Raw genomic sequence first — 22,279 nt, forward strand, 5'->3', positions numbered from 1 at the left:
CCGGCCCCCGCGGGTGGTTAAACGTCAGGACCCCCAACACGTGGTGTTGGGGGTCCTGGTAATGGTTGTCCGGCGGTGTCCTACTCTCCCACACCCTCCCGAGTGCAGTACCATCGGCGCTGTGGGTCTTAGCTTCCGGGTTCGGTATGGGACCGGGCGTTTCCCCCACGCTATGACCGCCGTAACCCTTGCTCCCTGCCCGCCAACCTGGTTGGGGGTGGGAAAACTGTGGGCCACGGGATTTAGTTCCGTGACGTTGCCGCCCACCACTCTACCCCATCGGTCCCCGCCCCCCGGGGGGGGCGGTTCGTGCGGGGTGCCGTGGTGGCGGCGTATTCGGTTGTGGTCGTTCCGAAACGGGTTGTTGTTTCGGGACCGCATAGTGGACGCAGCGTTTCTTGCCACACGCTCGGTGTGGTGTTTGTGGTGTAAGTTGTCGGCCTATTAGTACGGGTCGGCTTCACGAGTCTTTCGTCCTCGCTTCCACGTCCCGCCTATCAACCCAGTGGTCTGCTGGGGGCCTCTCACCATAAATGGTATGGAAATCTCATCTTGAAGCGGGCTTCCCGCTTAGATGCTTTCAGCGGTTATCCCATCCGAACGTAGCCAATCAGCGGTGCACTTGGCAGTACAACTGACACACCAGAGGTTCGTCCGTCCCGGTCCTCTCGTACTAAGGACAGACCTTCTCAAATTTCCTGCGCGCGCAGCGGATAGGGACCGAACTGTCTCACGACGTTCTAAACCCAGCTCGCGTACCGCTTTAATGGGCGAACAGCCCAACCCTTGGGACCTACTCCAGCCCCAGGATGCGACGAGCCGACATCGAGGTGCCAAACCATGCCGTCGATATGGACTCTTGGGCAAGATCAGCCTGTTATCCCCGAGGTACCTTTTATCCGTTGAGCGACGGCCGTTCCACAACGTGCCGCCGGATCACTAGTCCCGACTTTCGTCCCTGCTCGAGCTGTCGCTCTCACAGTCAAGCTCCCTTGTGCACTTACACTCGACACCTGATTGCCAACCAGGCTGAGGGAACCTTTGGGCGCCTCCGTTACTCTTTAGGAGGCAACCGCCCCAGTTAAACTACCCATCAGGCACTGTCCCTGACCCAGATCATGGGCCGAAGTTAGGAATCCGGTACGGCCAGAGTGGTATTTCAACGATGACTCCACCCGAACTGGCGTCCGGGCTTCAACGTCTCCCACCTATCCTACACAAGCCGCACCGAACACCAATACCAAACTATAGTAAAGGTCTCGGGGTCTTTCCGTCCTGCTGCGCGTAACGAGCATCTTTACTCGTAGTGCAATTTCGCCGAGTTCATGGTTGAGACAGCGGGGAAGTCGTTACTCCATTCGTGCAGGTCGGAACTTACCCGACAAGGAATTTCGCTACCTTAGGATGGTTATAGTTACCACCGCCGTTTACTGGGGCTTGAATTCTCAGCTTCGCCTTGCGGCTAACCGGTCCTCTTAACCTTCCAGCACCGGGCAGGAGTCAGTCCGTATACATCGTCTTGCGACTTCGCACGGACCTGTGTTTTTAGTAAACAGTCGCTTCCCCCTGGTCTCTGCGGCCCCGATCCCCTCCCGGTCGCTAGTACCGTTCAAGGTTGGGGCCCCCCTTCTCCCGAAGTTACGGGGGCATTTTGCCGAGTTCCTTAACCATGATTCTCTCGATCGCCTTAGTATTCTCTACCTGATCACCTGTGTCGGTTTGGGGTACGGGCGGCTGGAACCTCGCGTCGATGCTTTTCTTGGCAGCATAGGATCACCGGATCACCCCCCAAGGGGGGCGCCTATCGGGTCTCAGGCATCGTGAACGGCGGATTTGCCTACCGTTCGCCCTACACCCTTGGACCAGGTCGATTCCATTGCCTGGCCCGGCTACCTTCCTGCGTCACACCTGTTAATACGCTTACCTCCCTGGCTCGGGTCCCGCGCCGCGCGCCCGGTGGGCTCCCCGAAGGGAACCCGGTGGGCGTCTGGGGCGGTTAGCATCGCCAGCTCGGTATGGGCGGTTCTTCGCCGGTACGGGAATATCAACCCGTTGTCCATCGACTACGCCTGTCGGCCTCGCCTTAGGTCCCGACTTACCCAGGGCAGATTAGCTTGACCCTGGAACCCTTGATCATTCGGCGGACGGGTTTCTCACCCGTCTTTCGCTACTCATGCCTGCATTCTCACTCGTGCCGGCTCCACAGCTGGTTCACACCGCTGCTTCACTGCCGGCACGACGCTCCCCTACCCACCCAGACGGCTGGACCACGAAGGCCTGCCTGTAAATCTGGATGACGCAACTTCGGCGGTGTGCTTGAGCCCCGCTACATTGTCGGCGCGGAATCACTTGACCAGTGAGCTATTACGCACTCTTTCAAGGGTGGCTGCTTCTAAGCCAACCTCCTGGTTGTCTGGGCAACTCCACATCCTTTCCCACTTAGCACACGCTTGGGGGCCTTAGTTGGCGTTCTGGGCTGTTTCCCTCTCGACTATGAAGCTTATCCCCCACAGTCTCACTGCTGCGCTCTCACTTGCCGGCATTCGGAGTTTGGCTGACGTCAGTAACCTTTTGGGGCCCATCGGCCATCCAGTAGCTCTACCTCCGGCAAGAAACACGCAACGCTGCACCTAAATGCATTTCGGGGAGAACCAGCTATCACGAAGTTTGATTGGCCTTTCACCCCTACCCACAGCTCATCCCCTCCATTTTCAACTGAAGTGGGTTCGGTCCTCCACGCGCTCTTACACGCGCTTCAACCTGGCCATGGGTAGATCACTTCGCTTCGGGTCTAGATCACGCCACTGCGTCGCCCTATTCAGACTCGCTTTCGCTACGGCTTCCCCACACGGGTTAACCTCGCGACGTAACACTAACTCGCAGGCTCATTCTTCAAAAGGCACGCCGTCACCCCAACAATGGAGGCTCCGACGGATTGTAGGCACACGGTTTCAGGTACTGTTTCACTCCCCTCCCGGGGTACTTTTCACCTTTCCCTCACGGTACTTGTCCGCTATCGGTCATTAGGTAGTATTCAGGCTTACCAGGTGGTCCTGGCGGATTCGCACGGGATTTCTCGGGCCCCGTACTACTTGGGATACCTTCACAGGGCGGCGGAAAGCATTACGGCTACGGGACTCGCACCCCCTATGGTCCGGCATTCAAACCGGTTCGCCTATACTTCCGCACCTCGCCCCACCAGTCCGGCAGAACTGGTATGGATGGTCCCACGACCCCGGCCATGCAACGCCCGCCGGCTATCACACATGGCTCGGTTTAGCCCCATCCGCTTTCGCTCGCCACTACTCACGGAATCACTGTTGTTTTCTCTTCCTGCGGGTACTGAGATGTTTCACTTCCCCGCGTTCCCTCCACGCAGCCTATGTGTTCAGCTGCGGGTCACACAGACACTCGCGCGCTGTGCGGGGTTTCCCCATTCGGAAATCCTGGCGTCAACGTCCGGTTATCGACTCGACCAGGCTTATCGCAGATTCCCACGTCCTTCTTCGGCTCCTAATGCCAAGGCATCCACCGTGCGCCCTTGAAAACTTGACCACAAACAGGCCAAGCAAAGAGCATTGCTACAAATCGAGAAAACCACACGGAAACCAGACCACCAGGGCCCGGCCACCGGGGTTCTCAAATCAAAGAAATTGCTTTTTGCCCGGGAACACCCCAAAGGGCGTCCCGGTACAAGATGCTCGCGTCCACTATGCAGTTCCCAAACAACAACCCCAACACACCCACACCCCACCACCCGCACCAACCGGTGCGGGACTTACGTGGGCCTAGGCCGTGCGCGGGGACAACCAAGACAAAACCAGCCCCCCGTCCACAACCAACGCCACAAAAGCGTTCGCCGTGTCCGCGGGCCTGTTGCCTCAGGGCCCAACAGTGTGCCATGGACCCGCCCGGCACCGGACGGAACACCGCTTTCCAACCCCCAGGGGGGCGTACTCGCAGGTCCCGACACTCGCCGAAGACAGGCCACAATCCGTTGACATTCCACCCATGAGCGCCCGCCGGCCGACAAACGCGGCCGCAACGGGCAAACACTGAACAAAACCCCCCACACGTTGCGTGTGGACGGCGTTTGCTAGCTGCTCCTTAGAAAGGAGGTGATCCAGCCGCACCTTCCGGTACGGCTACCTTGTTACGACTTAGTCCCAATCGCCGGTCCCACCTTCGACGGCTCCCTCCCACAAGGGGTTGGGCCACCGGCTTCGGGTGTTACCAACTTTCGTGACTTGACGGGCGGTGTGTACAAGGCCCGGGAACGTATTCACCGCAGCGTTGCTGATCTGCGATTACTAGCGACTCCGACTTCATGGGGTCGAGTTGCAGACCCCAATCCGAACTGAGACCGGCTTTTTGGGATTAGCTCCACCTCACAGTATCGCAACCCTTTGTACCGGCCATTGTAGCATGCGTGAAGCCCAAGACATAAGGGGCATGATGATTTGACGTCGTCCCCACCTTCCTCCGAGTTGACCCCGGCAGTCTCCCATGAGTCCCCGGCATAACCCGCTGGCAACATGGAACGAGGGTTGCGCTCGTTGCGGGACTTAACCCAACATCTCACGACACGAGCTGACGACAACCATGCACCACCTGTGAACCGGCCCCAAAGGGGAAGCCGTGTTTCCACGGCGGTCCGGCCCATGTCAAGCCTTGGTAAGGTTCTTCGCGTTGCATCGAATTAATCCGCATGCTCCGCCGCTTGTGCGGGCCCCCGTCAATTCCTTTGAGTTTTAGCCTTGCGGCCGTACTCCCCAGGCGGGGCACTTAATGCGTTAGCTACGGCGCGGAAAACGTGGAATGTCCCCCACACCTAGTGCCCAACGTTTACGGCATGGACTACCAGGGTATCTAATCCTGTTCGCTCCCCATGCTTTCGCTCCTCAGCGTCAGTTAATGCCCAGAGACCTGCCTTCGCCATCGGTGTTCCTCCTGATATCTGCGCATTTCACCGCTACACCAGGAATTCCAGTCTCCCCTACATCACTCTAGTCTGCCCGTACCCACCGCAGATCCGGGGTTGAGCCCCGGACTTTCACGGCAGACGCGACAAACCGCCTACGAGCTCTTTACGCCCAATAATTCCGGATAACGCTTGCGCCCTACGTATTACCGCGGCTGCTGGCACGTAGTTAGCCGGCGCTTCTTCTGCAGGTACCGTCACTTTCGCTTCTTCCCTACTGAAAGAGGTTTACAACCCGAAGGCCGTCATCCCTCACGCGGCGTCGCTGCATCAGGCTTTCGCCCATTGTGCAATATTCCCCACTGCTGCCTCCCGTAGGAGTCTGGGCCGTGTCTCAGTCCCAGTGTGGCCGGTCACCCTCTCAGGCCGGCTACCCGTCGTCGCCTTGGTGGGCCGTTACCCCGCCAACAAGCTGATAGGCCGCGAGTCCATCCCCGACCGCTAAACCGCTTTCCACCCCCCGCCATGCGGCGGAAGGAGAATATCCGGTATTAGACCCAGTTTCCCGGGCTTATCCCAGAGTCGGGGGCAGGTTACTCACGTGTTACTCACCCGTTCGCCACTAATCCCCCAGCAAGCTGGGGTCATCGTTCGACTTGCATGTGTTAAGCACGCCGCCAGCGTTCATCCTGAGCCAGGATCAAACTCTCCGTAAAAAAATTACAGACACAACCAGGAAGGCCCAAGGAAAATCGGGCCAACGGCTGCACCAAGCAAAACAATCCCGGCAAAAAACCCCTCCCGCCGCACGGGATGCGACAAGAAAGGCCATTCACCAATAATCGATAAAAAATCGGTGTCAACAAACATGGCACACTATTGAGTTCTCAAGCAACAGACGCTTCCAACCTCCACGACCCGGTAACCGGCGCTTCGCTCTGGAGCAACTTGTCTAACTTACCCTACCGCGTGTCGCTGTGCAAATCCACCGTTTCCGGCTGTTCGCGACTACGATGCGCTGTCCCTCAGTCCAGGTTTGGGGCGCAGGACGCCCCGGTCCATTTTGGACTGGTTTTGTAGGGTTTGGCCGCCTGCGATCTTCAGCGTTTCCGCTGTCCTCGTCCCGGCGACTCAGAAAACTTTACATGGATTCGGGCGCCACGCCAAATCGGGGGCTCCGTCGGCGGGAAACCCCGCAAACACTGGGATGCGGGGCCCACAGGCACCTTCCGCGGGCGGGCCGCACCGGATCCACTTTCTGAGCGCTGCGTCACACGGAATCCTAGACTGGGCCCATGGACACCCCCTCACGCGCCGAAGCCCAACCGCTCGATCTGACCCGACGGCTCGGACTCGCCGAGCCGGTGCTCAACGCACCCATGGCCGGCGCTGCGGGCGGCCGCCTGGCCGCGGCCGTCACCGCCGCCGGCGGACTGGGGATGCTGGGCATCGGCGCGGGCGTCTCACCCGAATGGATCGCGGGCCAGGCCGGCCTCGCGGCGGAATCGGGCGGCGCGTGGGGGGTTGGCCTGATGGCCTGGGTGCTAGAGGAGTCGCTGGATCCGCTGCGCGCCGCACTGGAGCAAGGCCCCAAGCTGGTGTGCGTCAGCTTCGGCGATCCGGGTCCCGGGCTGGCGCTGGCCAAGGGGGCCGGGGCGCTCACCGCCATGCAGGTCGGCACCGCCGCCGAGCTCCGCCGGGCGCTGGAGGACGACGTCGACGTCGTTGTGTGCCGCGGGAGCGAGGGCGGCGGGCACGGACGGCACGACGTCGCCACCCTTCCCCTCCTGCAGCTGGTCCTCGACACCACTGACAAGCCGGTCTTGGCGGCGGGAGGCATCGCGACCGCGCGCGGGGTCGCCGCCGTGCTGGGCGCAGGGGCGCAGGGCGCCTGGGTGGGCACGCGGTTCGCGGCGTGCGCCGAATCGCTGAGCCACGCCCGGTCCAAGGAGGCCATCGCGGCGGCCGGCGTCGGGGACACGGTCTATACACGTGCCTTCGACATCGCGCAGCGCATTCCCTGGCCGCGCGAGTTCGGGGGACGGGCCCTGCGCAACGAGTTCAGCGCGCGCTGGGCCGGAGACGAAGACCAGTTGGAACGGGAAGTGGCCAAGGATCCCTCGATCACGGCCGGCATCGAAGGTGCCCGGGCCAAGGGAGACACCGCTCTCGCCCCCGTCTACGCCGGCCAATCTGCCGGAATGACGTCCGGCGGCGAGACCGCCGCAGAGATCGTCGCCGACCTTGCGCGCTTCCGCACCCACCTGCGCGCGGCGTCGACGCGCTGGTGAAAGTGCCGGCCGCCGGACGGATCCGCGGTTCCCTGACGCGGCTTCAGGAGGCGGCGTTGGCGACCCGCTTCGCCGACGTGCGCCTCCGCGCGGACCACACCTGGCCGGGCGGGGCCACGGTTCTTGAGTTCACCGCTTCGGCCGGACGCTACATCCTCAAGGCGGCGGAAAACTCGCACCATCTCGCCCGGGAGGCCCGAGCCCACCGGGAATGGCTGGGCCAACTGACCGGCGACGTCCCGGAGTTCGTCCTGTACGACGCCGCGGCCGGACTGCTGGTCACGCGGTACATCCCTGGGCAGTTGGCCAAAGGGGCGCCCCAGGAGCTTGCCCCGGACACGTACCGGCAGGCGGGATCGCTGCTGGCCCGCATGCACCGCGGCGACACTGGCGCGCCCAGGCTGTCCACCCGCTACGAGGCCGCCGTGGCGCGCAAGGCCGCCTCGCTGGCGGAACGGTCGGTGGGGCTTGCGCCGGGGTGGCAGCTCGCGGAGGCCTCCGCCTGGCTGGAACGCTTCACGCCCGCGCCGGTGGACCTGGTCCCCACCCACGGGGACTTCCATCCTCGCAACTGGCTGGTCCGGGCGGACGGGACGCTGGCGCTGATCGACTTCGGCCGCGCGGAGCTGCGCCCCTGGTACACCGATCTGGTTCGGCTGGAGCACCAGGAATTCGTCGGCCGCAACGACCTTCGCCGCTCCCTGTTGGACGGGTACGGCCCAGAAGCCGACGCCCCGCGCGGCCGGCGGTTCGTGCTTCGGCGCGTCAGTCGTCCGTTGTTCCCAGCGGCATATTGTCGATCAGGCGCACCGTCCCGACCTGCGCCGCCACCAGGGCAAGGGCCTCGCCGGTGAAGGGGGTCTCCCGGCAGTTGGACGCCAACGGCTCGAGCGTCGTGGGATCCACGACCTCGAAGTAGTCCAGTTCGGCCAGGGGCTGGCTGCGGATCATGGCCTCGGCGTCCTCGGGCCGCAACGGTTCGTGGGCGTCGGCGCGCCGGCGCATCAGTCCCAGCGCCCGCGAAAGGACCAGGGCGGCCTCGGCCTCCTCCTCCGAGAGGAAGCGGTTGCGGCTGGAAAGGGCCAGCCCCTCGGGGGAACGCACGATCGGCACCGCACGGATCCTCACCGGGTAGGCCAGGTCGGCGACCATCCGCCGGATGATCGCCAGTTGCTGCGCGTCCTTCTGCCCGAAGTAGGCGCTGTAGTGGACGGCGACGGCGGTGTTCAGGGCCGGGGCCCCGTAGTGCAGGAGTTTGGCGACCACGGCCAGCACGCCGTCGAAGTGGCCGGGGCGGGAGGCGCCCTCGAATTTCGCGCCCAGGGCTCCGCTGGACAGCGCCACGAGCGGCGCCCCGTCCGGATAGACCTCCGGTTCGTCCGGCGCGAACACCAGGTCCGCCCCCGCCCCGGCGAGCAGTTCGACGTCGGCCTCCAGCGTGCGCGGGTAGCGCTCGAAGTCCGCCGGATCATTGAACTGAAGCCGGTTGACGAAGAGCGAAACCACAACGACGTCGTTCTCCCGCCGCGCCGTGCGGACCAACCTCGCGTGTCCCTCGTGCAGCGCCCCCATGGTCGGGACCAGCGCGAGCCGCCGCGGCTTCCCGGGCTGCTCCAGCGAGGCCTCGAGCAGCGATCGGGTGGCGTCTTTGAGCTCGGAGACGGTGCGGACAATCCGCGGTGGTCCGGCGGGCGCGGAGGTATTCACGCGAAGAGTCTAGTCCCGCCCCGGCGAAGCCCTATGCGAGGGCGTCAAGGATTGCCGCCGCCTGCGCATCGGTGAGGAGGCCGCGTCCCACGGCCCGCTGCGCGGTGGCCCGGGCCATCGCGAGATAGGCCTCGCGCACGTCCGCGGTGACGGACTCGCGCTCCAGCGCGGCCCGGTGGATCGCCACCGTCCCGACGTCTCCGCGGGCCACCGGCCCCGTCAGCGCCCCCTCGCCGGCCGAAAGCGCGTTCTCCAGGGACGCGCGCATCAGCGGACCCAGGACGCGGTCGGGGCGGTCCATCCCCACGGAGCGCAGCAGCTCCGCCGACTGGCCGGCAATGGTCACCAGATGGTTCGAGGCGTGCGCGAGCGCCGCGTGGTAGAGCCCGCGGTCGTCCTCCTCGACGACCGCGGACTCGGCGCCCATCTCCACAACCAGCGCCTGGGCGATCGGAAGCATCATCCTGTCCGCCGTCACGCCGAACATGCAGTCCTGCAGTCTGGTCAGGTCCAGGCTGAGGCCCGTGAAGCTCATGGCCGGGTGGATGGCGAGCGGGATGGAGCCGGCGGCGCGGGCCGGTTCGAGGATCCCGACGCCGTAGCGCCCGGCGGTGTGCGCCACGAGCTGTCCGGTCTGCCAGTGCCCCGCGTCCGCCAATCCCTTCACCAGTGGGCCGAGCGCGTCGTCCGGCACAGCGATCAGGACCAGCTCCGCCCGGCGGAGGATTTCGGGAATCGGCAGGATCGGGACACCGGGCAGCAACACGTCGGCGCGTTCGCGCGACTCCTCCGACACGGCGTGGACCCCGACGACCGCGTGCTCGGCGGCGCGCAGCGCTGCTCCCAGCACGGCCCCCACCCGGCCGGCGCCGATGATCCCGATTCCGAGTCTTCCGGGCTTAGGCATTGGGCTCCCCTTCCAGCCAGTGGTCGCGGTCCGCGAGGTGGCGCGCGGTTGCGGCGCGGTCCGCCTGCTCGAGGAAAAGCGCTCGACCCGATTCGACGTCGGTCTGGAGCACACGCGGATCGATCGGCCCGTTGGTGGTCGCCAGCTGCACGTCGCAGACGCCGAGGCGGCGGGCGAGCGGTCCCTGGCTCAGCACCAGGCCCTGAGTCCTCTCGTGCGGAACCATGATCAGCCGCCTCACAAGGACGCCCGATCGGGCGAAGAGCGCCGTTCGGGTCACGGCGAACCCCTGACGTCTCCAGGCGAGCGGCGCCAACAGTCTGGCGCCGCGTGGCGTGTTGGTGAACCCGCAATCCGGCCCGGATCCCGCGATACCGGCGTCGATGAGCTCGAGCGGGCGGTCGGTTCCGGGGTCCGGGAGCACCACGGCCAGCACGCTCAACACGTCGGCCCTCGTGCCGACCGGCAGCAGGGTGGACCGCAGGGCGGCGTCCCCGCCGGCCGCTCCCCCGTAGCCGGCAACGTTGACGACCACCTTGTGCCAGCCGAAGGCCTTCCAGATGATGCCTTGGCTGACTTGGACTGCCTGGACCCGGCCCGGCGGGACTGTCTGGTGCCTGGTGTCCAGCAATCCGTAGCTCAGCCGCAAGCCGTCCGGACTCATGCCGGCGCGGAAGTTGTAGCCCTGGTTGAACTGGCCCCACATGGCGGGCACAACGCCGAGGAAAAAGGGAAAGAGATAGAGCAGCGAGAATCCGCCGTCCGTGACGCGCATGGCTATCGCGCCCCCGATGAGCGCCAGGACCGTGATCCACACCCACGGGCTGAGCAGCACCGAGCCGATCAGCCGGCCCGGCGGAACGACCGCGACGACCGTCTCGGGGGCCTCCGGCTCGTCGAAGGGCAAGGGCTCGGGACGCAGGCCACCGTGGGGCCTCGCCGGTTCCTGGCGGGCCGGTCCCCCGGAAACCACGACACCCTCGGGCGCGCCTTCCGTTGGGGCGGCGTCCGCCGGGTAGGCGACCTCCGGTTCCGCGGACCGGGCCGGCTGGGACTTCAGTCCGGCCGCGCGGGCAAGGATGGCGTTGCGCAGCCGCTTGGCGTCGTCGAGTTTGAGGAACGCGAGGCTCATGGCGGTCTCGCCGGCGTCGGCGACCTCGAACTTGAGTTCAGCCAGGCCGAACATGCGGGCCAGAAGGGGCTGCGCGATGTCGATGGCCTGCACCCTGTCGATCCTCGCCTGCCGCTGCTGGCGGAAGACGATTCCCGAGTTGACGTTCACGTGCCGCTCGGTGATCTGGTAGCGGGTGAAGTACCAGGACAGGAAGAATCCCAGCACGATGAGCAGCAGGATGCCGAAGCCCACAACCACGGTGAGCAGCACGTCCGGCGTAAAGTGCCAACCGCCGTCGGAGTCCGATTCCTGGCCCCGCGAGAAGATGTTCTCCAGCCAGTTCTGTCCCCAGAAGTAGGCGATGGCCACAACGGCGATCCAACCCCGCACCAGCGGGGAGACGGGGTGGACCCGGTACCAGGGGACGTCCGGTTCACCGGCGGCGGGCGGCGTTTCCGGCACGCTCACAGTCCCGCCAGCCTGGCCTCGCCGCGGGCGGACAGCTGCTCGCGCAGCCGCGCGCCTTCGGCGGCCGGCAGTCCGGGGATCTCGGCCCTCGCCGCGGTGGCGGCGGTGTGCAGCTGCACCTTGCACAGTCCCATGGAGCGGTCGATCGGGCCGACGGCGACGTCCACGTATTGCATCCGGCCGTACGGGACCACGAGGACCTTCTGGAAGAGTATGCCGCTGCGCACCAGCAGGTCGTCCTCGCGCTCCGCGTAGCCGATGGCCCGCACCTGGCGGGGGATCAGCGACAGCCTCACCACGTCCAGGGCCAGGACCACGGCCGGAAGCCCCCACGCGAGCCAGGCCGGGTAGCCGGGCCACACGCCGGTGAGGTGCAGGACCAGCGGCACGCTCAGGACGACCACCGAGACCACGGCGCCGATCAACCAGCCGACGATCCGGACCCGCGCGTACTTTGGCGAGACCCGCATCCATTCGACACCGGCGGGATCAACTGGTTCCTGGGGCATACCCTTCGTTTTCCTCACTGTCGCGCGCACTGGCGTCGGGTGCGGACGGATCGTCCGGCGGCAGCTTGCAGAACTGCTCCACCACCCATCCCACAATAACCATGAACGCGGACGCCGCGATCATCACCAGGGATGACATCGCGGCCGCGCTGCGCAGTCCGCTGGCGGCCAGCAGGTCCATCAGGATACCCGCGTGCCAGCCCGCGATCAGTGCGCCGGCATAGGCGGTGGCCTGCGCGAGAACCAAGGTGCGCGCGGCCTGCAGGGGATCCAGCATCCTCTTCAGCTTGCCCTGTTGGTAGCGCCTGACCCTCAGCCCGAAGCCGAGGGTGATCAGCACGCCGGCGCCCATCGTGATCAGGGACGTCCAGTGGAGCACCGGGGCGGGCAGCCCGTTCGCCGACGTCAGCAACTGCGCGGCCCACCCGGCCAGTGCCGCGCCAAGGCAGATCATCAGAAGCCACAGGGGGCGGATGGTGCTCATGGGCCGCTATCCGTCCCCTTCGGGCCGGTAGGGGCGCAGCCCGCCCAGGTCGGGGGCGCGGAGCGCGAGCTCGGCGACCGGCACGCCGCCGAGCACCGCCCCGGGATCCATCTCCGACCACGGCTGCAGCACGAAGGCGCGGGACGCGGCTCGGGGGTGCGGGACGGTCAGCTCCTCGCTGTCGATGCTCTGGTCCCCGTAGGTGATCACGTCGATGTCCAGGGTCCTCGGACCCCAGCGGACGTCGCGGACACGGTGGTGGTTTTGCTCCACCAACTGGCACCGGCGCAGCAGCTCGAGTGGTCCGAGGACGGTCTCCACTTCGATGACCATGTTCAGGAAATCGGGTTGGTCGGCGGGCCCGCCGACCGCCTCGGTCTGCACAACGGGGGAGATCCTGCGCAGGGTGACCGCGTCCCCGTCGGCGAGTTCGGCAACGGCGCTAACCAGCGTGTCCCCACGATCCCCCAGGTTGCTGCCCAGGGCCAGCACGGCGAGGGTCGAGGCTGCCGGGATCACTGGCGTTCCCGGTGGATCGTGATGGCGACGTCGCCGAACGGGACCGGAATGGGAGCCTGCGGCTTGTGGACCGTGATGCCGACGGCTTCGACCCCGTAGTCCGCCAGGACCCGAGCCGCCAACTTCTCCGCCAGGGTCTCGATGAGGTCGTACGGGCCCGAGGCGACGACCTCGGCGACCGTCTCCGCCAGCGCCCCGTAGTTCGCCGTGTCCTCGAGGTTGTCCGAGGCCGCGGCGGCACGGATGTCGGTGTGCAGAACCACGTCGACGACGAACGGCTGGCCGTCCCGCTTCTCGTGTTCGAAGACCCCGTGGTGGCCGATGGCAGTGATCCCGCTGACCGCTATGGTGTCGCGGGGCGCGGCTCCCACGGCCATGCCTAGGCCCCGGTTCGGGCCGGGACGACGGCCGGGTTGGCCCACGCGGTGGCCACCTTGACCGCGTCGAGCGTGGACTCGACGTCGTGCACGCGGACGCACCAGGCGCCGGCCGCCGCGGCGAGGGCGCTGGTGGCGGCCGTGGCGACGTCGCGTTCGGCGGGCGGGGCCGGCTTGCCGGCTTCGGCCAGCAGGGAGCCGAGGAAACGCTTCCGGGAGGTCCCGATCAGCACCGGGTGGCCTAGCGCCGCGAGCTTGTCGATGCCCTGCAGCAGGGCCCAGTTGTGTTCCGGGTTCTTGGCGAAGCCGAGTCCGGGGTCGACGATGATGGACGACGCCGGGACCCCGGCCGCCAGGAAGCGGTCGCGCAGCTCGGCGAGCTCCGCGACGACCTCGGCCACGACGTCGGAGTAGTTCGCCTCCGTGGTCATGGTCTGGGCGTCGCCCCGCCGGTGCATCAGCACGTACGGAGCCTTCCGCTCGGCGATGAGCGCCGGCATGTCGGCCTCGTGCGTCAGGCCGGAGACGTCGTTGACGATGTGCGCGCCGGCGTCCAGGGCGGCGCGCGCCGTGGCTGTGTGCATGGTGTCGATGGACACCACCGCGCCGGCCTTGACCAGGGCGCGGATGACCGGGATGACTCGGGTCTGCTCGTCCTCGGATGAGACGAAGTCCGCTCCGGGCCGCGTGGATTCCCCGCCCACGTCGATGATGTCCGCGCCGGCGTAGAGCATGCGCAGGCCGTGTCCGATCGCGTCGTCGGCGCGCAGGTAGCGGCCTCCGTCGCTGAAGGAGTCCTCGGTGACGTTGAGGATGCCCATCACCAGCGTGCGGCCGGAGGGGAGGTCGGCGAAGCTCTTGGGCGCCTTGACGGGCCGGATGACGGGAAGGGGGGAGGTTGCGGGTCCGGTTCCGGGGATCGCTCCGAGGGACATGGTGGCCTACTTTCCGAGAATGAGGCCCATGGCCTCTGCGCGGGTTGCCGGCTCACGCAGCTGGCCGCGGACGGCGCTGGTGACGGTCTTGGCTCCGGGCTTCCGGACCCCCCGCATGGACATGCACAGGTGTTCGCATTCGATGACGACGATGGCCCCCCGCGGATCGAGGTGGCTCATCAGGGCCTCGACGATCTGCGTGGTCAGGCGCTCCTGCACCTGGGGCCGGCGCGCATACAACTCGACGAGCCGCGCGAGTTTGCTGAGCCCGGTCACCTTGCCGTCGCGGCCGGGGATGTAGCCGATGTGCGCCGTGCCGTGGAACGGAACCAGGTGGTGCTCGCACGTCGAGTAGAACGGGATGTCCTTGACCAGGACGAGTTCGTCGTGGTCGATGTCGAAGGTCGTCGACAGCAGCTCCCCCGGATCCATGTGGAGCCCCGCGAAGAATTCCGCGTAGGCCTTGGCCACGCGGGCCGGCGTCTCCTTGAGACCGTCGCGGTCCGGGTCCTCCCCGATTGCCTCGAGGATCTCCCGCACGGCGCGCGCGATGCGCCCTTGGTCCACTGCCGCTGCGGGCATGTCGGTGTACTGCTCGTCGATTTCCGTCACGATGTCGATCCTAGCTTGCCCGCGCTACACGCGGTCGGGCACTGGGAGGCCGCCGCCGTCTGGGCCGGAACCGCCGCCGGGGCCGAAGCCGCCCTCGGTTCCGGAGTCGGGTCCGGGGTGGCCGCCGGGAAGCCGCGGGCCGCTGGCCGGGTCGACGACCACGTCTGGGTGGCCCTCGCCGTTCCGGTTGGCCTGGCCCTCGGCCTGCTGGCGCAGTTCGACCGGGGACATGACCGGGCCGTTCGCATGGACGGGGCGGCTGTCCTTGGAGAGCCACACCTTGCGCTCCGGACGCTTGACGATGTCGGCGAAGATCTCCACCAGGTCCTTCTGGTTCAGCGTCTCGCGCTCCAGCAGCGCCAAAGCGAGGCGGTCAAGCACGTGGCGGTTTTCCGTGAGGACGGCGTAGGCCTCGTCGTGCGCGGCGTCGATCAGCGCGCGGACCTCTTCGTCGACGATCGCGGCGATCCGCTCCGAGTAGTCGCGGTCGTGCCCGGCGTCGCGGCCCAGGAACGGCTCTCCTCCGCCGGAACCCAGCTTCACGGAGCCGATTCGCTCGCTCATCCCGTACTGGGTGACCATCTTCCGCGCGGTGCCGGTGGCCTTTTCGATGTCGTTGGACGCGCCGGTGGAGGGATCGTGGAAGATGATCTCCTCGGCCACGCGGCCGCCCATGGCGTAGGCGAGCTGGTCCAGCAGCTCGTTGCGGGTGACGGAGTACTTGTCGTCGTCCGGCACCACCATGGTGTAGCCCAGGGCCCTGCCGCGGGGCAGGATGGTGATCTTCGTGACGGGCGCCGAGTGGCGCAGCGCGGCCGCGACGAGGGCGTGCCCGCCCTCGTGGTACGCCGTGATCTTGCGCTCGTGTTCCTTCATCAGGCGCGAGCGCTTCTGCGGCCCGGCCATCACGCGGTCGATCGCCTCGTCCAGGGCCCGGTCGTCGACCAGCTGCGCGTTCGAGCGCGCCGTCAGCAGCGCGGCCTCGTTGAGCACGTTGGCCAGGTCGGCGCCCGTGTAGCCCGGGGTCTTCTTGGCGACGGCGCGCAGGTCGACGTTGTCCGCCATGGGCTTGCCTTGGGCGTGGACCCGGAGGATCTGCTCGCGTCCGATGAAGTCGGGCGCCTCGACGGGAATCTGCCGGTCGAAGCGGCCCGGGCGCAGCAGGGCCGGGTCCAGGACGTCCGGACGGTTGGTGGCCGCGATGAGGATGACGTTGGTGTTGGCCCCGAAGCCGTCCATCTCCACCAGGAGCTGGTTCAGCGTCTGTTCGCGCTCGTCGTTGCCGCCGCCGACGCCCGCGCCGCGGTGCCGCCCGACGGCGTCGATCTCGTCGACGAAGATGATGGCCGGCGCGTTGTTCTTGGCCTGCTCGAAGAGGTCGCGCACGCGGGACGCGCCGACGCCGACGAACATCTCGACGAAGTCGGATCCGGAGATCGAATAGAAGGGGACGCCGGCCTCGCCGGCAACCGCGCGGGCCAGCAGGGTCTTGCCGGTTCCGGGGGGGCCGTAGAGCAGCACGCCCTTGGGGATCTTGGCCCCTACGGCCTGGAACTTGGCCGGCTCCTGCAGGAACTCCTTGATTTCGTGGAGCTCCTCGACGGCCTCCTCGGCGCCGGCGACGTCGTTGAACGTCACCTGCGGCATGTCCTTGGTGATGAGCTTTGCCTTGGACTTGCCGAACTGCATGACCTTGGATCCGCCGCCCTGGGCGCGAGAAAGCAGGAACCAGAAGAGCAGGGCGATGAGGATGAACGGGATGAGGACGCCGAGCATGCTCAGGAACCAGTTGCTCTCCACCGGCTGGTCGGTGAAGCCTTCCAGGTCCGCGGCGTCGATCGCCTTCACGACGTCCTCGGCGCGGGCGTTGGAGTAGTAGAAGGAGACCTTCTTGCCCTTGTCCACGCCGTCGAGGGTGAAGTCCTCCTTGAGGGAAAGGTCCACGCGCTGGTCGCCGTCGAAGATCTTCGCCTCGCTGGCCTTCTTCTCCGTCAGGAGCTGGAGCCCCACGCTCGTGTCGACGCGGCCGGTGTTGCCGGATGTGAGCGAGGGCAGGAAAACGAGCAGCGCAACCGCGCCGACCAGGACCCAAATGACCCAGCTGTTGAGGATTTTCTTGGCGTTCATGCTTAGGGGGTCCTGTCCCCCGTCCCTCCTGCTCGCGGACGCGAGGGCGCCCGGATCCCGATTTGTACCTTCATTGGTACACGTTCCAGTAGATTCCACGCACGGGGCCGCCCGGTAGTTCCCCTGTGGGCGTAAGGGACGGGCCGGCGGAGGCTACTCGTAGATGTGCGGCGCGAGCGTGCCGATGAAGTCCAGGTTTCGGTACTTCTCGTCGAAGTCCAGGCCGTAGCCGACCACGAATTCGTTCGGGATCTCCATGCCGACGTACTTTACGTCGATCTCCACCTTGGCCGCCTCCGGCTTGCGCAGCAGGGTGCAGATTTCGACGGAGGCGGGCCCGCGGGAGACAAGGTTGGCCTTGAGCCAGGACAGCGTCAGTCCGGAGTCGATGATGTCCTCGACGATCAGGACGTGCTTGCCCATCAGGTCGGTGTCCAGGTCCTTCAGGATCCGCACGACGCCGGACGACTGCGTGCCGGAGCCGTACGAAGAGACCGCCATCCAGTCCATGGAAACGTGGGAGTGGAGGGCGCGAACCAGGTCGGCCATCACCATCACGGCGCCCTTCAGGACGCCGACCACCAGGATGTCGCGGCCCTCGTAGTCCTTGTCGATCTGGGCAGCCAGCTCGTTGATCTTCTGCTGGATCTCTTCCTTGGTGAAGAGGACGTGTTGGAGGTCTGCGGTGACGTCGTTCGAATCCACGAATGGCTCCTGATCGTTGCTGCCCGTGCGGGGGGCGTTGGGGATGCGCTACTGGGATCTAGAGTGCCACAGGCCGGGCCCGGGTGGGGAACGGCAGGGGCCGGTCAGCGGCCGGGGCGGCGCGGGTCCGCGCCGGGGCGGAGGTCGAGTGTGGCCGACGACACGCCGCCAGGTCCGCGCACCCGGGTCCTGAACGCGGAAACCGGTCCGGCGAGTTGGACCGGCCCGGCGGAATCGGAGCCTTCGAGCAGGCGGCCGAGCGCGGACACGCGTTCGAACGTCGGCGGCTCCCCGCCGGCCAGCACGACGGCGGAGCGCAGCACCCTCCTCCGCACCGCCGGGTCCAGCCCCAGGAGGGACGGGATGGAGAGGGACAGGCCCCGGGCGGTCACCGGCAGAAGGGCGTCCCGCAACGCGGCCCCGGCCACGCGGTCCAGGTAGTCGGCGTCCTCGCGGGCGAGGGCGGCGGTGCGCGCCAACGCCTCCGCGGTTCCCGGGCCGAGCGCGGACTCCAGCGCAGGCATCACGTCCAGCCGGACCCTGTTGCGGGTGGCGTGCCGCTCGGCATTGGTCGGATCCTCCCAGTACTCCAGCGACTCGTGCGCGCAGATCGCCTCCGTGTCCGCCCGGCGCAGCCCCAGAAAGGGCCGCAGGTACCGCCCGCGCGCCCGCGGCATGCCGGAGAGCGAGCGCGTCCCGGATCCGCGACCCAGACCCAGCAGCACCTGCTCGGCCTGGTCGTCCAGCGTGTGGCCCAGCAGGACAGCCGCGGCGCCCGTGCGGGACGCGGCGGATTCGAACGCGGCGTAGCGCGCCCGCCGCGCGTCGTCCTCCGTCCCGTTGCCGCGCACCGTGGCGCGCTCGACGAGGACGGGATCCAGCCCGAGGCTTCGCGCCTGCTCCGCGGCCCGTCCGGCGACGTCGGCGCTGCCCGGCTGCAGGCCGTGGTCAACAACGACGGCGCCCGCCCGGACTTCGCCCTTGTGCGCAAGGAACGCTGCTGTGGCCGCCAGCGCGAGCGAGTCGGCTCCGCCGCTGCACGCCACCAAACACAGCGTGCCGGCGTTCCCGCCCGCCTCGCGGACGGTGCCGCGCACGGCGTTCCGCGCGCGCGCCAGGACCGGCGGAAGGTGCCCCCCCACGGCTAGCGCGCGGCGGACTCGACGCCGGCCACGCGGGAGATCCACTCCTCGGGGTGGTGCAGCTCGTGCTCGGTCGGCAGGTTCTGGGGGCCCTCCCACACGGCGTTGAAGCCGTCCATGCCGATCCTGTCCACCACCGCCGAGACGAACCGCTGGCCGTCGGCGTACTGGCGCATCTTGGCCTCCAAACCCAGGAACCGGCGCAGCCAGGTCTCGAGGGCCCCGCGGTTGGCGCCCCGATTGTTGAAGCGCTGGCGGATGGTCTTGACCGAGGGGACGATCGAGGCGTCCACGGCATCCATCACCACGTTGGCGTGCCCCTCGAGCAGGCTCATCACGGCCGTGAGGTGGCTCATCACGGCCCGGTCCTCGGGGTCTTGGATGGCGGCGAGGAGGCCGGGGCCGGACCCGGGTTCCGGCGTCGTGCCGTCGGCTCGCCCGGCGCGCGCCTCGATGGCCTCCCGGGCCGCCGCCTTCAGCCGTTCCCCGAGCCCGTCCGCCTTGTCGAAGAGGCCCCCCGTGAGCTTGCCGATGTTTTCGCGGAGATGGTCGCGGAGCCACGGCGCGGAGGCGAACTGCACGCGGTGCGTCTGCTCGTGGAGGCACACCCACAGGCGGAAGTCTGCCGGCTCCACGTTGAGGTCACGCTCGATCTCGACGATGTTGGGCGCCACCAGCAGCAGCCGGCCACCCGCGGACACGTCTGGCCGCAGGAGTCCCGCGAAGGGATCGTACTGGCCGAGGACCTTGGAGGAGAGGAACGCCAGGATCGTGCCCATCTCGGCGCCCGTCACCGTCCCGCCAAGCAGCGCGGCGTTGGGGCCCAGCTTGTCGCCCTTGGTCTCGGCGAGGTGCCGCATGGCGGGTTCGAGCAGGGCCTCGAAGCTCTGCACGTTGGCGCGCGCCCACGTGGCCCGGTCCACCACCAGCACCTGCGAGTCCCGCAGGTCGCGGGCCGCCTCCAGGCGGGTGATCCGATGGACGTGGCCGACCGACTCCTCCGCGTGCCGGCGCAGGTCATCGACCACGGCGGCCGCCTCCGCAGGCGTCAGCTTCGGGCCCGGCGAGGCCAGGCGCGCGGCCGTTCCGGCGGCCAGTTCCCAGTTGATGAGCCGCAGGGGGGCTGAGGGGGTGTCCATGGAATCCATGAGATCACGGAAGGCTGTGAGATCGGCGGGATTTCGTCGACGGCTGAGGCCGTTCAGCGGCACCCGCAGCCGGCGAGCGCGCTGGCCGCCCGGTCCAGGACGGCGCGGGCCGGGGCCAGGGAGCCGGGGACATCGTGCGCGAAGAAGGAGAAGGCCAGCAGCCGGCCGTCCCGGGTCACCACGGTGCCCGTCAGCGTTGCGACGCCGCTGAGCGACCCGGTCTTGGCCCTGACCAGGCCGCGCGTCGCGTCGCCCTCCAGCCTGCCGGTCAGCGTCCCGGTGGCGCCCGCGATGGGCAGCAGGTAGTTAAGGTCCCGAAGGTCGGGCTCGGTGGAGGCGGCCGCTGCCCGGAGGGTCCCCGCAAGCTGCCCCGGGCTGACGCGGTTGGCCGCGGAGAGCCCGGACGTGTCCGAGAGCGACATGCCGGTGGTGTCCACCCCGAGCCTCGCGAGCGCCTCCTGAACGGCCTGCACCGCGCCGCCGAAAGTGGCGGGCTTCCCCACCTCGATGGCCACGAGCCGGCCCATGGCCTCGGCGACGTAGTTGTCCGACTCGAGGCCCATGTGGCGCAGCTGGTCGCGCAGCGGGGCGGACTCCACCGTGGCCAGTTCCCGGGCGTCCTCGGGGGCCGCGGCGCGCACGACCGTCTTGGCGACGCCGGGCGCGGCACCGTCCGCGCCGGCGGCGCCCTCGGCGAGCGCGGCGGCCAACAGGTTCCGGAAGGTGGAGGCGGCGGTCAGGGCGGGATCCGCGACGCGCGGACTGTTCGGCTTCGCGTTCTGGCGGGCGCCATAGAGGGCGATCGGTCCAACGGCGGTGATGTTGGACGTCGTCATCAGCGACTCGTCCCACACGGGATTGATGGCCGCACCGGTGAACAGCGAATCGTCGAGCATGACCTCGAGCGTTCCGCCCGCCGGCCCCACGCCCGTGCGCGCCTCGGCCAGTACGGCGTCCGCGGTGAGCCCGGCGAGGGTCTTCAGGCCCGCGTGGCCCACCACGCCCTCCCCCGAGGGCCCGGCACCTAGGAGCACGTCGCCGCCGCCGACCAGGACCACGGAGTTTCCCTCGCCGCGCACCACCGAGGTCGGCAGCGTGGTGTCGGCGCCGAGTTCCGCGAGGACGGCGGCGGCGGTCGCGATCTTCAGGCTCGAGGCCGGCACGGAGGGGACGGAGGCCTTGCGGTCGTAGAGCGGGCTGCCGGTGGCCATGTCGGTGACCGCGGCGGAGAAGCGTCCCCCGCCGTCGTGCCCGAGGGCCTTGTCCAACGTCTTCTTCAGCGTTGCCGCGTCAGGCAGGGGCGCGCCGGCGCCGACGGGCGGCAGCGCGGTGACCGTGGCGGCGGGCAGCGACGGGGCTGGCGCCGTGGCGGCGGGGGTGGGCGCGGCCGGGTTGAAGGCCGGGACAAGGTTGAGCGCGAGGACCCCCAACAGGGCTCCCAAGACCGCCACGAACAGCAGCGAGGTGAGCACGCGCAGGCCCCGGTTCATGCGCACCTTTCGAAATAGTTGTTGCACCGCGCCGCAATATACGCTGGGCACAGCACCTTAAGCCTAGACGGCGCAACGGCATCCCCATGCCCTGGCGCCCGCAGACACCGAAAGTCGAGGAGACCCAGCATGAGCCACGACGTCACCATCGAGATCCCGGCCGGATCCCGCGTCAAGTACGAGATCGACCACGAGACCCACCGCCTGCGGCTGGACCGCGTCCTGTTCACGTCCATGCAGTACCCCACGCACTACGGGTATTTCGAGGACACCCTCGGCGAGGACGGCGACCCGTTGGACGCGCTCGTGTGGATCCCCGGCGTCGACCTGGTCCCGGGCGTCCTCGTGGAGTCCCGCCCCATCGGCGTGTTCAACATGACGGACGACGGCGGCGGCGACGCGAAGCTGATCTGCGTCCCGTCGGACAAGCGCTTCGACCACATCCAGGAGCTCGAGGACATCGACGGCTGGCTGATCAAGGAGATCGAGCACTTCTTCCTCCGTTACAAGGACCTGGAGCCGGGCAAGTGGGTCAAGGCCGACGGCTGGGAGGGCCGCGAGGCCGCCGAGGCCGAGCTGGAGCGGTCGATCGTGCGCTTCGCGAAGCTGGGCGAGGAGTCCGAGGAGGACGAGCCGCAGGGCCGCAACGTCGAGACCGAATCCCCCGCCCCGGCCGGCGCGGACGAGCCGCAGGGCCGCTAGCCCAAGCCCCGGTTCCGCCCGCCTCACCACCGCGCTACTCGCACCCCCCCCACCCCGCGAAGTGGACATTTCCTACGCTTGTTAGGCGTGGAATTGTCCACTTCGCGGGGATTTTTTCTTG

At 67.5% G+C, this 22,279-nt stretch carries 17 protein-coding genes and 3 rRNA genes; 3 read left to right on the forward strand and 17 right to left on the reverse strand.

The window, feature by feature from the left end:
* Nucleotides 1-67 precede the first annotated feature (67 nt).
* The 3 genes from rrf to AC3ZJJ_RS15295 all read right to left on the reverse strand — a co-directional run bounded on the left by rrf (nt 68) and on the right by AC3ZJJ_RS15295 (nt 5,637).
* Nucleotides 68-184, reverse strand: a 5S ribosomal RNA gene (gene rrf / locus AC3ZJJ_RS15285).
* A 239-nt stretch (nt 185-423) separates the two neighbouring features.
* A 23S ribosomal RNA gene (locus AC3ZJJ_RS15290) occupies nt 424-3,555 on the reverse strand.
* 556 nt (nt 3,556-4,111) lie between these two features.
* Nucleotides 4,112-5,637: ribosomal RNA gene (locus AC3ZJJ_RS15295) — 16S ribosomal RNA — on the reverse strand.
* Together the 16S, 23S and 5S rRNA genes form the textbook arrangement of a ribosomal RNA operon.
* 579 nt (nt 5,638-6,216) lie before the next feature.
* Here AC3ZJJ_RS15295 and AC3ZJJ_RS15300 point away from each other — a divergent pair.
* Nucleotides 6,217-7,212: an NAD(P)H-dependent flavin oxidoreductase gene (locus tag AC3ZJJ_RS15300; RefSeq protein WP_489892674.1), complete on the forward strand. Its 996-nt coding sequence runs from the start codon at nt 6,217-6,219 to the stop codon at nt 7,210-7,212.
* On the forward strand, nt 7,209-8,066 hold the full coding sequence (locus AC3ZJJ_RS15305; protein WP_489892675.1) for an aminoglycoside phosphotransferase family protein: 858 nt from the start codon (nt 7,209-7,211) through the stop codon (nt 8,064-8,066). Before AC3ZJJ_RS15300 ends, AC3ZJJ_RS15305 begins: the two co-directional genes overlap by 4 nt.
* On the opposite strand, the gene panC is transcribed toward AC3ZJJ_RS15305, so the two are convergent.
* The 14 genes from panC to dacB all read right to left on the reverse strand — a co-directional run bounded on the left by panC (nt 7,978) and on the right by dacB (nt 21,456).
* Nucleotides 7,978-8,919: a pantoate--beta-alanine ligase gene (gene panC / locus AC3ZJJ_RS15310; RefSeq protein WP_489892676.1), complete on the reverse strand. Its 942-nt coding sequence runs from the start codon at nt 8,917-8,919 to the stop codon at nt 7,978-7,980. The genes AC3ZJJ_RS15305 and panC overlap by 89 nt on opposite strands.
* Nucleotides 8,920-8,950: 31 nt before the next feature.
* Complete coding sequence (locus tag AC3ZJJ_RS15315) at nt 8,951-9,826, reverse strand: Rossmann-like and DUF2520 domain-containing protein (protein WP_489892677.1); 876 nt, start codon at nt 9,824-9,826, stop codon at nt 8,951-8,953.
* Nucleotides 9,819-11,402 carry a PH domain-containing protein gene (locus AC3ZJJ_RS15320; protein WP_489892678.1) on the reverse strand — a complete coding sequence of 528 codons (1,584 nt, stop codon included), beginning with the start codon at nt 11,400-11,402 and terminating at the stop codon, nt 9,819-9,821. The genes AC3ZJJ_RS15315 and AC3ZJJ_RS15320 overlap by 8 nt, the downstream gene beginning before the upstream one ends.
* A gap of 2 nt (nt 11,403-11,404) precedes the next feature.
* The gene (locus tag AC3ZJJ_RS15325) at nt 11,405-11,917 is read right to left on the reverse strand and encodes a PH domain-containing protein (protein ID WP_489892679.1); all 513 of its coding nucleotides are present in this window, start codon (nt 11,915-11,917) and stop codon (nt 11,405-11,407) included.
* Entirely contained in the window at nt 11,898-12,401 is a 504-nt protein-coding gene (locus tag AC3ZJJ_RS15330; RefSeq protein WP_489892680.1) for a DUF3180 domain-containing protein, read from the reverse strand. The genes AC3ZJJ_RS15325 and AC3ZJJ_RS15330 overlap by 20 nt, the downstream gene beginning before the upstream one ends.
* A 6-nt stretch (nt 12,402-12,407) precedes the next feature.
* Nucleotides 12,408-12,917, reverse strand: coding sequence for a 2-amino-4-hydroxy-6-hydroxymethyldihydropteridine diphosphokinase (gene folK, locus AC3ZJJ_RS15335; protein WP_489895863.1), 510 nt, complete (start codon nt 12,915-12,917; stop codon nt 12,408-12,410).
* The gene (gene folB / locus AC3ZJJ_RS15340; protein WP_489892681.1) at nt 12,917-13,297 is read right to left on the reverse strand and encodes a dihydroneopterin aldolase; all 381 of its coding nucleotides are present in this window, start codon (nt 13,295-13,297) and stop codon (nt 12,917-12,919) included. Before folB ends, folK begins: the two co-directional genes overlap by 1 nt.
* Before the next feature lie 2 nt (nt 13,298-13,299).
* Complete coding sequence (folP, locus tag AC3ZJJ_RS15345) at nt 13,300-14,232, reverse strand: dihydropteroate synthase (RefSeq protein WP_489892682.1); 933 nt, start codon at nt 14,230-14,232, stop codon at nt 13,300-13,302.
* Between the two features lie 6 nt (nt 14,233-14,238).
* Nucleotides 14,239-14,814, reverse strand: a complete 576-nt coding sequence (gene folE / locus AC3ZJJ_RS15350; RefSeq protein ID WP_489895865.1) for a GTP cyclohydrolase I FolE — start codon at nt 14,812-14,814, stop codon at nt 14,239-14,241.
* Between the two features lie 54 nt (nt 14,815-14,868).
* The gene (ftsH, locus tag AC3ZJJ_RS15355; RefSeq protein ID WP_489892683.1) at nt 14,869-16,971 is read right to left on the reverse strand and encodes an ATP-dependent zinc metalloprotease FtsH; all 2,103 of its coding nucleotides are present in this window, start codon (nt 16,969-16,971) and stop codon (nt 14,869-14,871) included.
* Nucleotides 16,972-17,124: 153 nt separating this feature from the next.
* On the reverse strand, nt 17,125-17,676 hold the full coding sequence (gene hpt / locus AC3ZJJ_RS15360) for a hypoxanthine phosphoribosyltransferase (protein WP_489892684.1): 552 nt from the start codon (nt 17,674-17,676) through the stop codon (nt 17,125-17,127).
* A gap of 104 nt (nt 17,677-17,780) precedes the next feature.
* Entirely contained in the window at nt 17,781-18,773 is a 993-nt protein-coding gene (gene tilS, locus AC3ZJJ_RS15365) for a tRNA lysidine(34) synthetase TilS (protein WP_489892685.1), read from the reverse strand.
* A gap of 47 nt (nt 18,774-18,820) precedes the next feature.
* On the reverse strand, nt 18,821-19,966 hold the full coding sequence (locus AC3ZJJ_RS15370; protein WP_489892686.1) for a zinc-dependent metalloprotease: 1,146 nt from the start codon (nt 19,964-19,966) through the stop codon (nt 18,821-18,823).
* Nucleotides 19,967-20,019: 53 nt separating this feature from the next.
* Complete coding sequence (gene dacB, locus AC3ZJJ_RS15375) at nt 20,020-21,456, reverse strand: D-alanyl-D-alanine carboxypeptidase/D-alanyl-D-alanine endopeptidase (protein WP_489892687.1); 1,437 nt, start codon at nt 21,454-21,456, stop codon at nt 20,020-20,022.
* Nucleotides 21,457-21,585: 129 nt separating this feature from the next.
* On the opposite strand from dacB, the gene AC3ZJJ_RS15380 reads away from it, so the two are divergent.
* The gene (locus AC3ZJJ_RS15380; protein ID WP_489892688.1) at nt 21,586-22,158 is read left to right on the forward strand and encodes an inorganic diphosphatase; all 573 of its coding nucleotides are present in this window, start codon (nt 21,586-21,588) and stop codon (nt 22,156-22,158) included.
* The last annotated feature ends 121 nt before the right edge of the window (nt 22,159-22,279 follow it).

Source organism: Arthrobacter sp. AOP29-A2-19 (genome assembly GCF_058138025.1).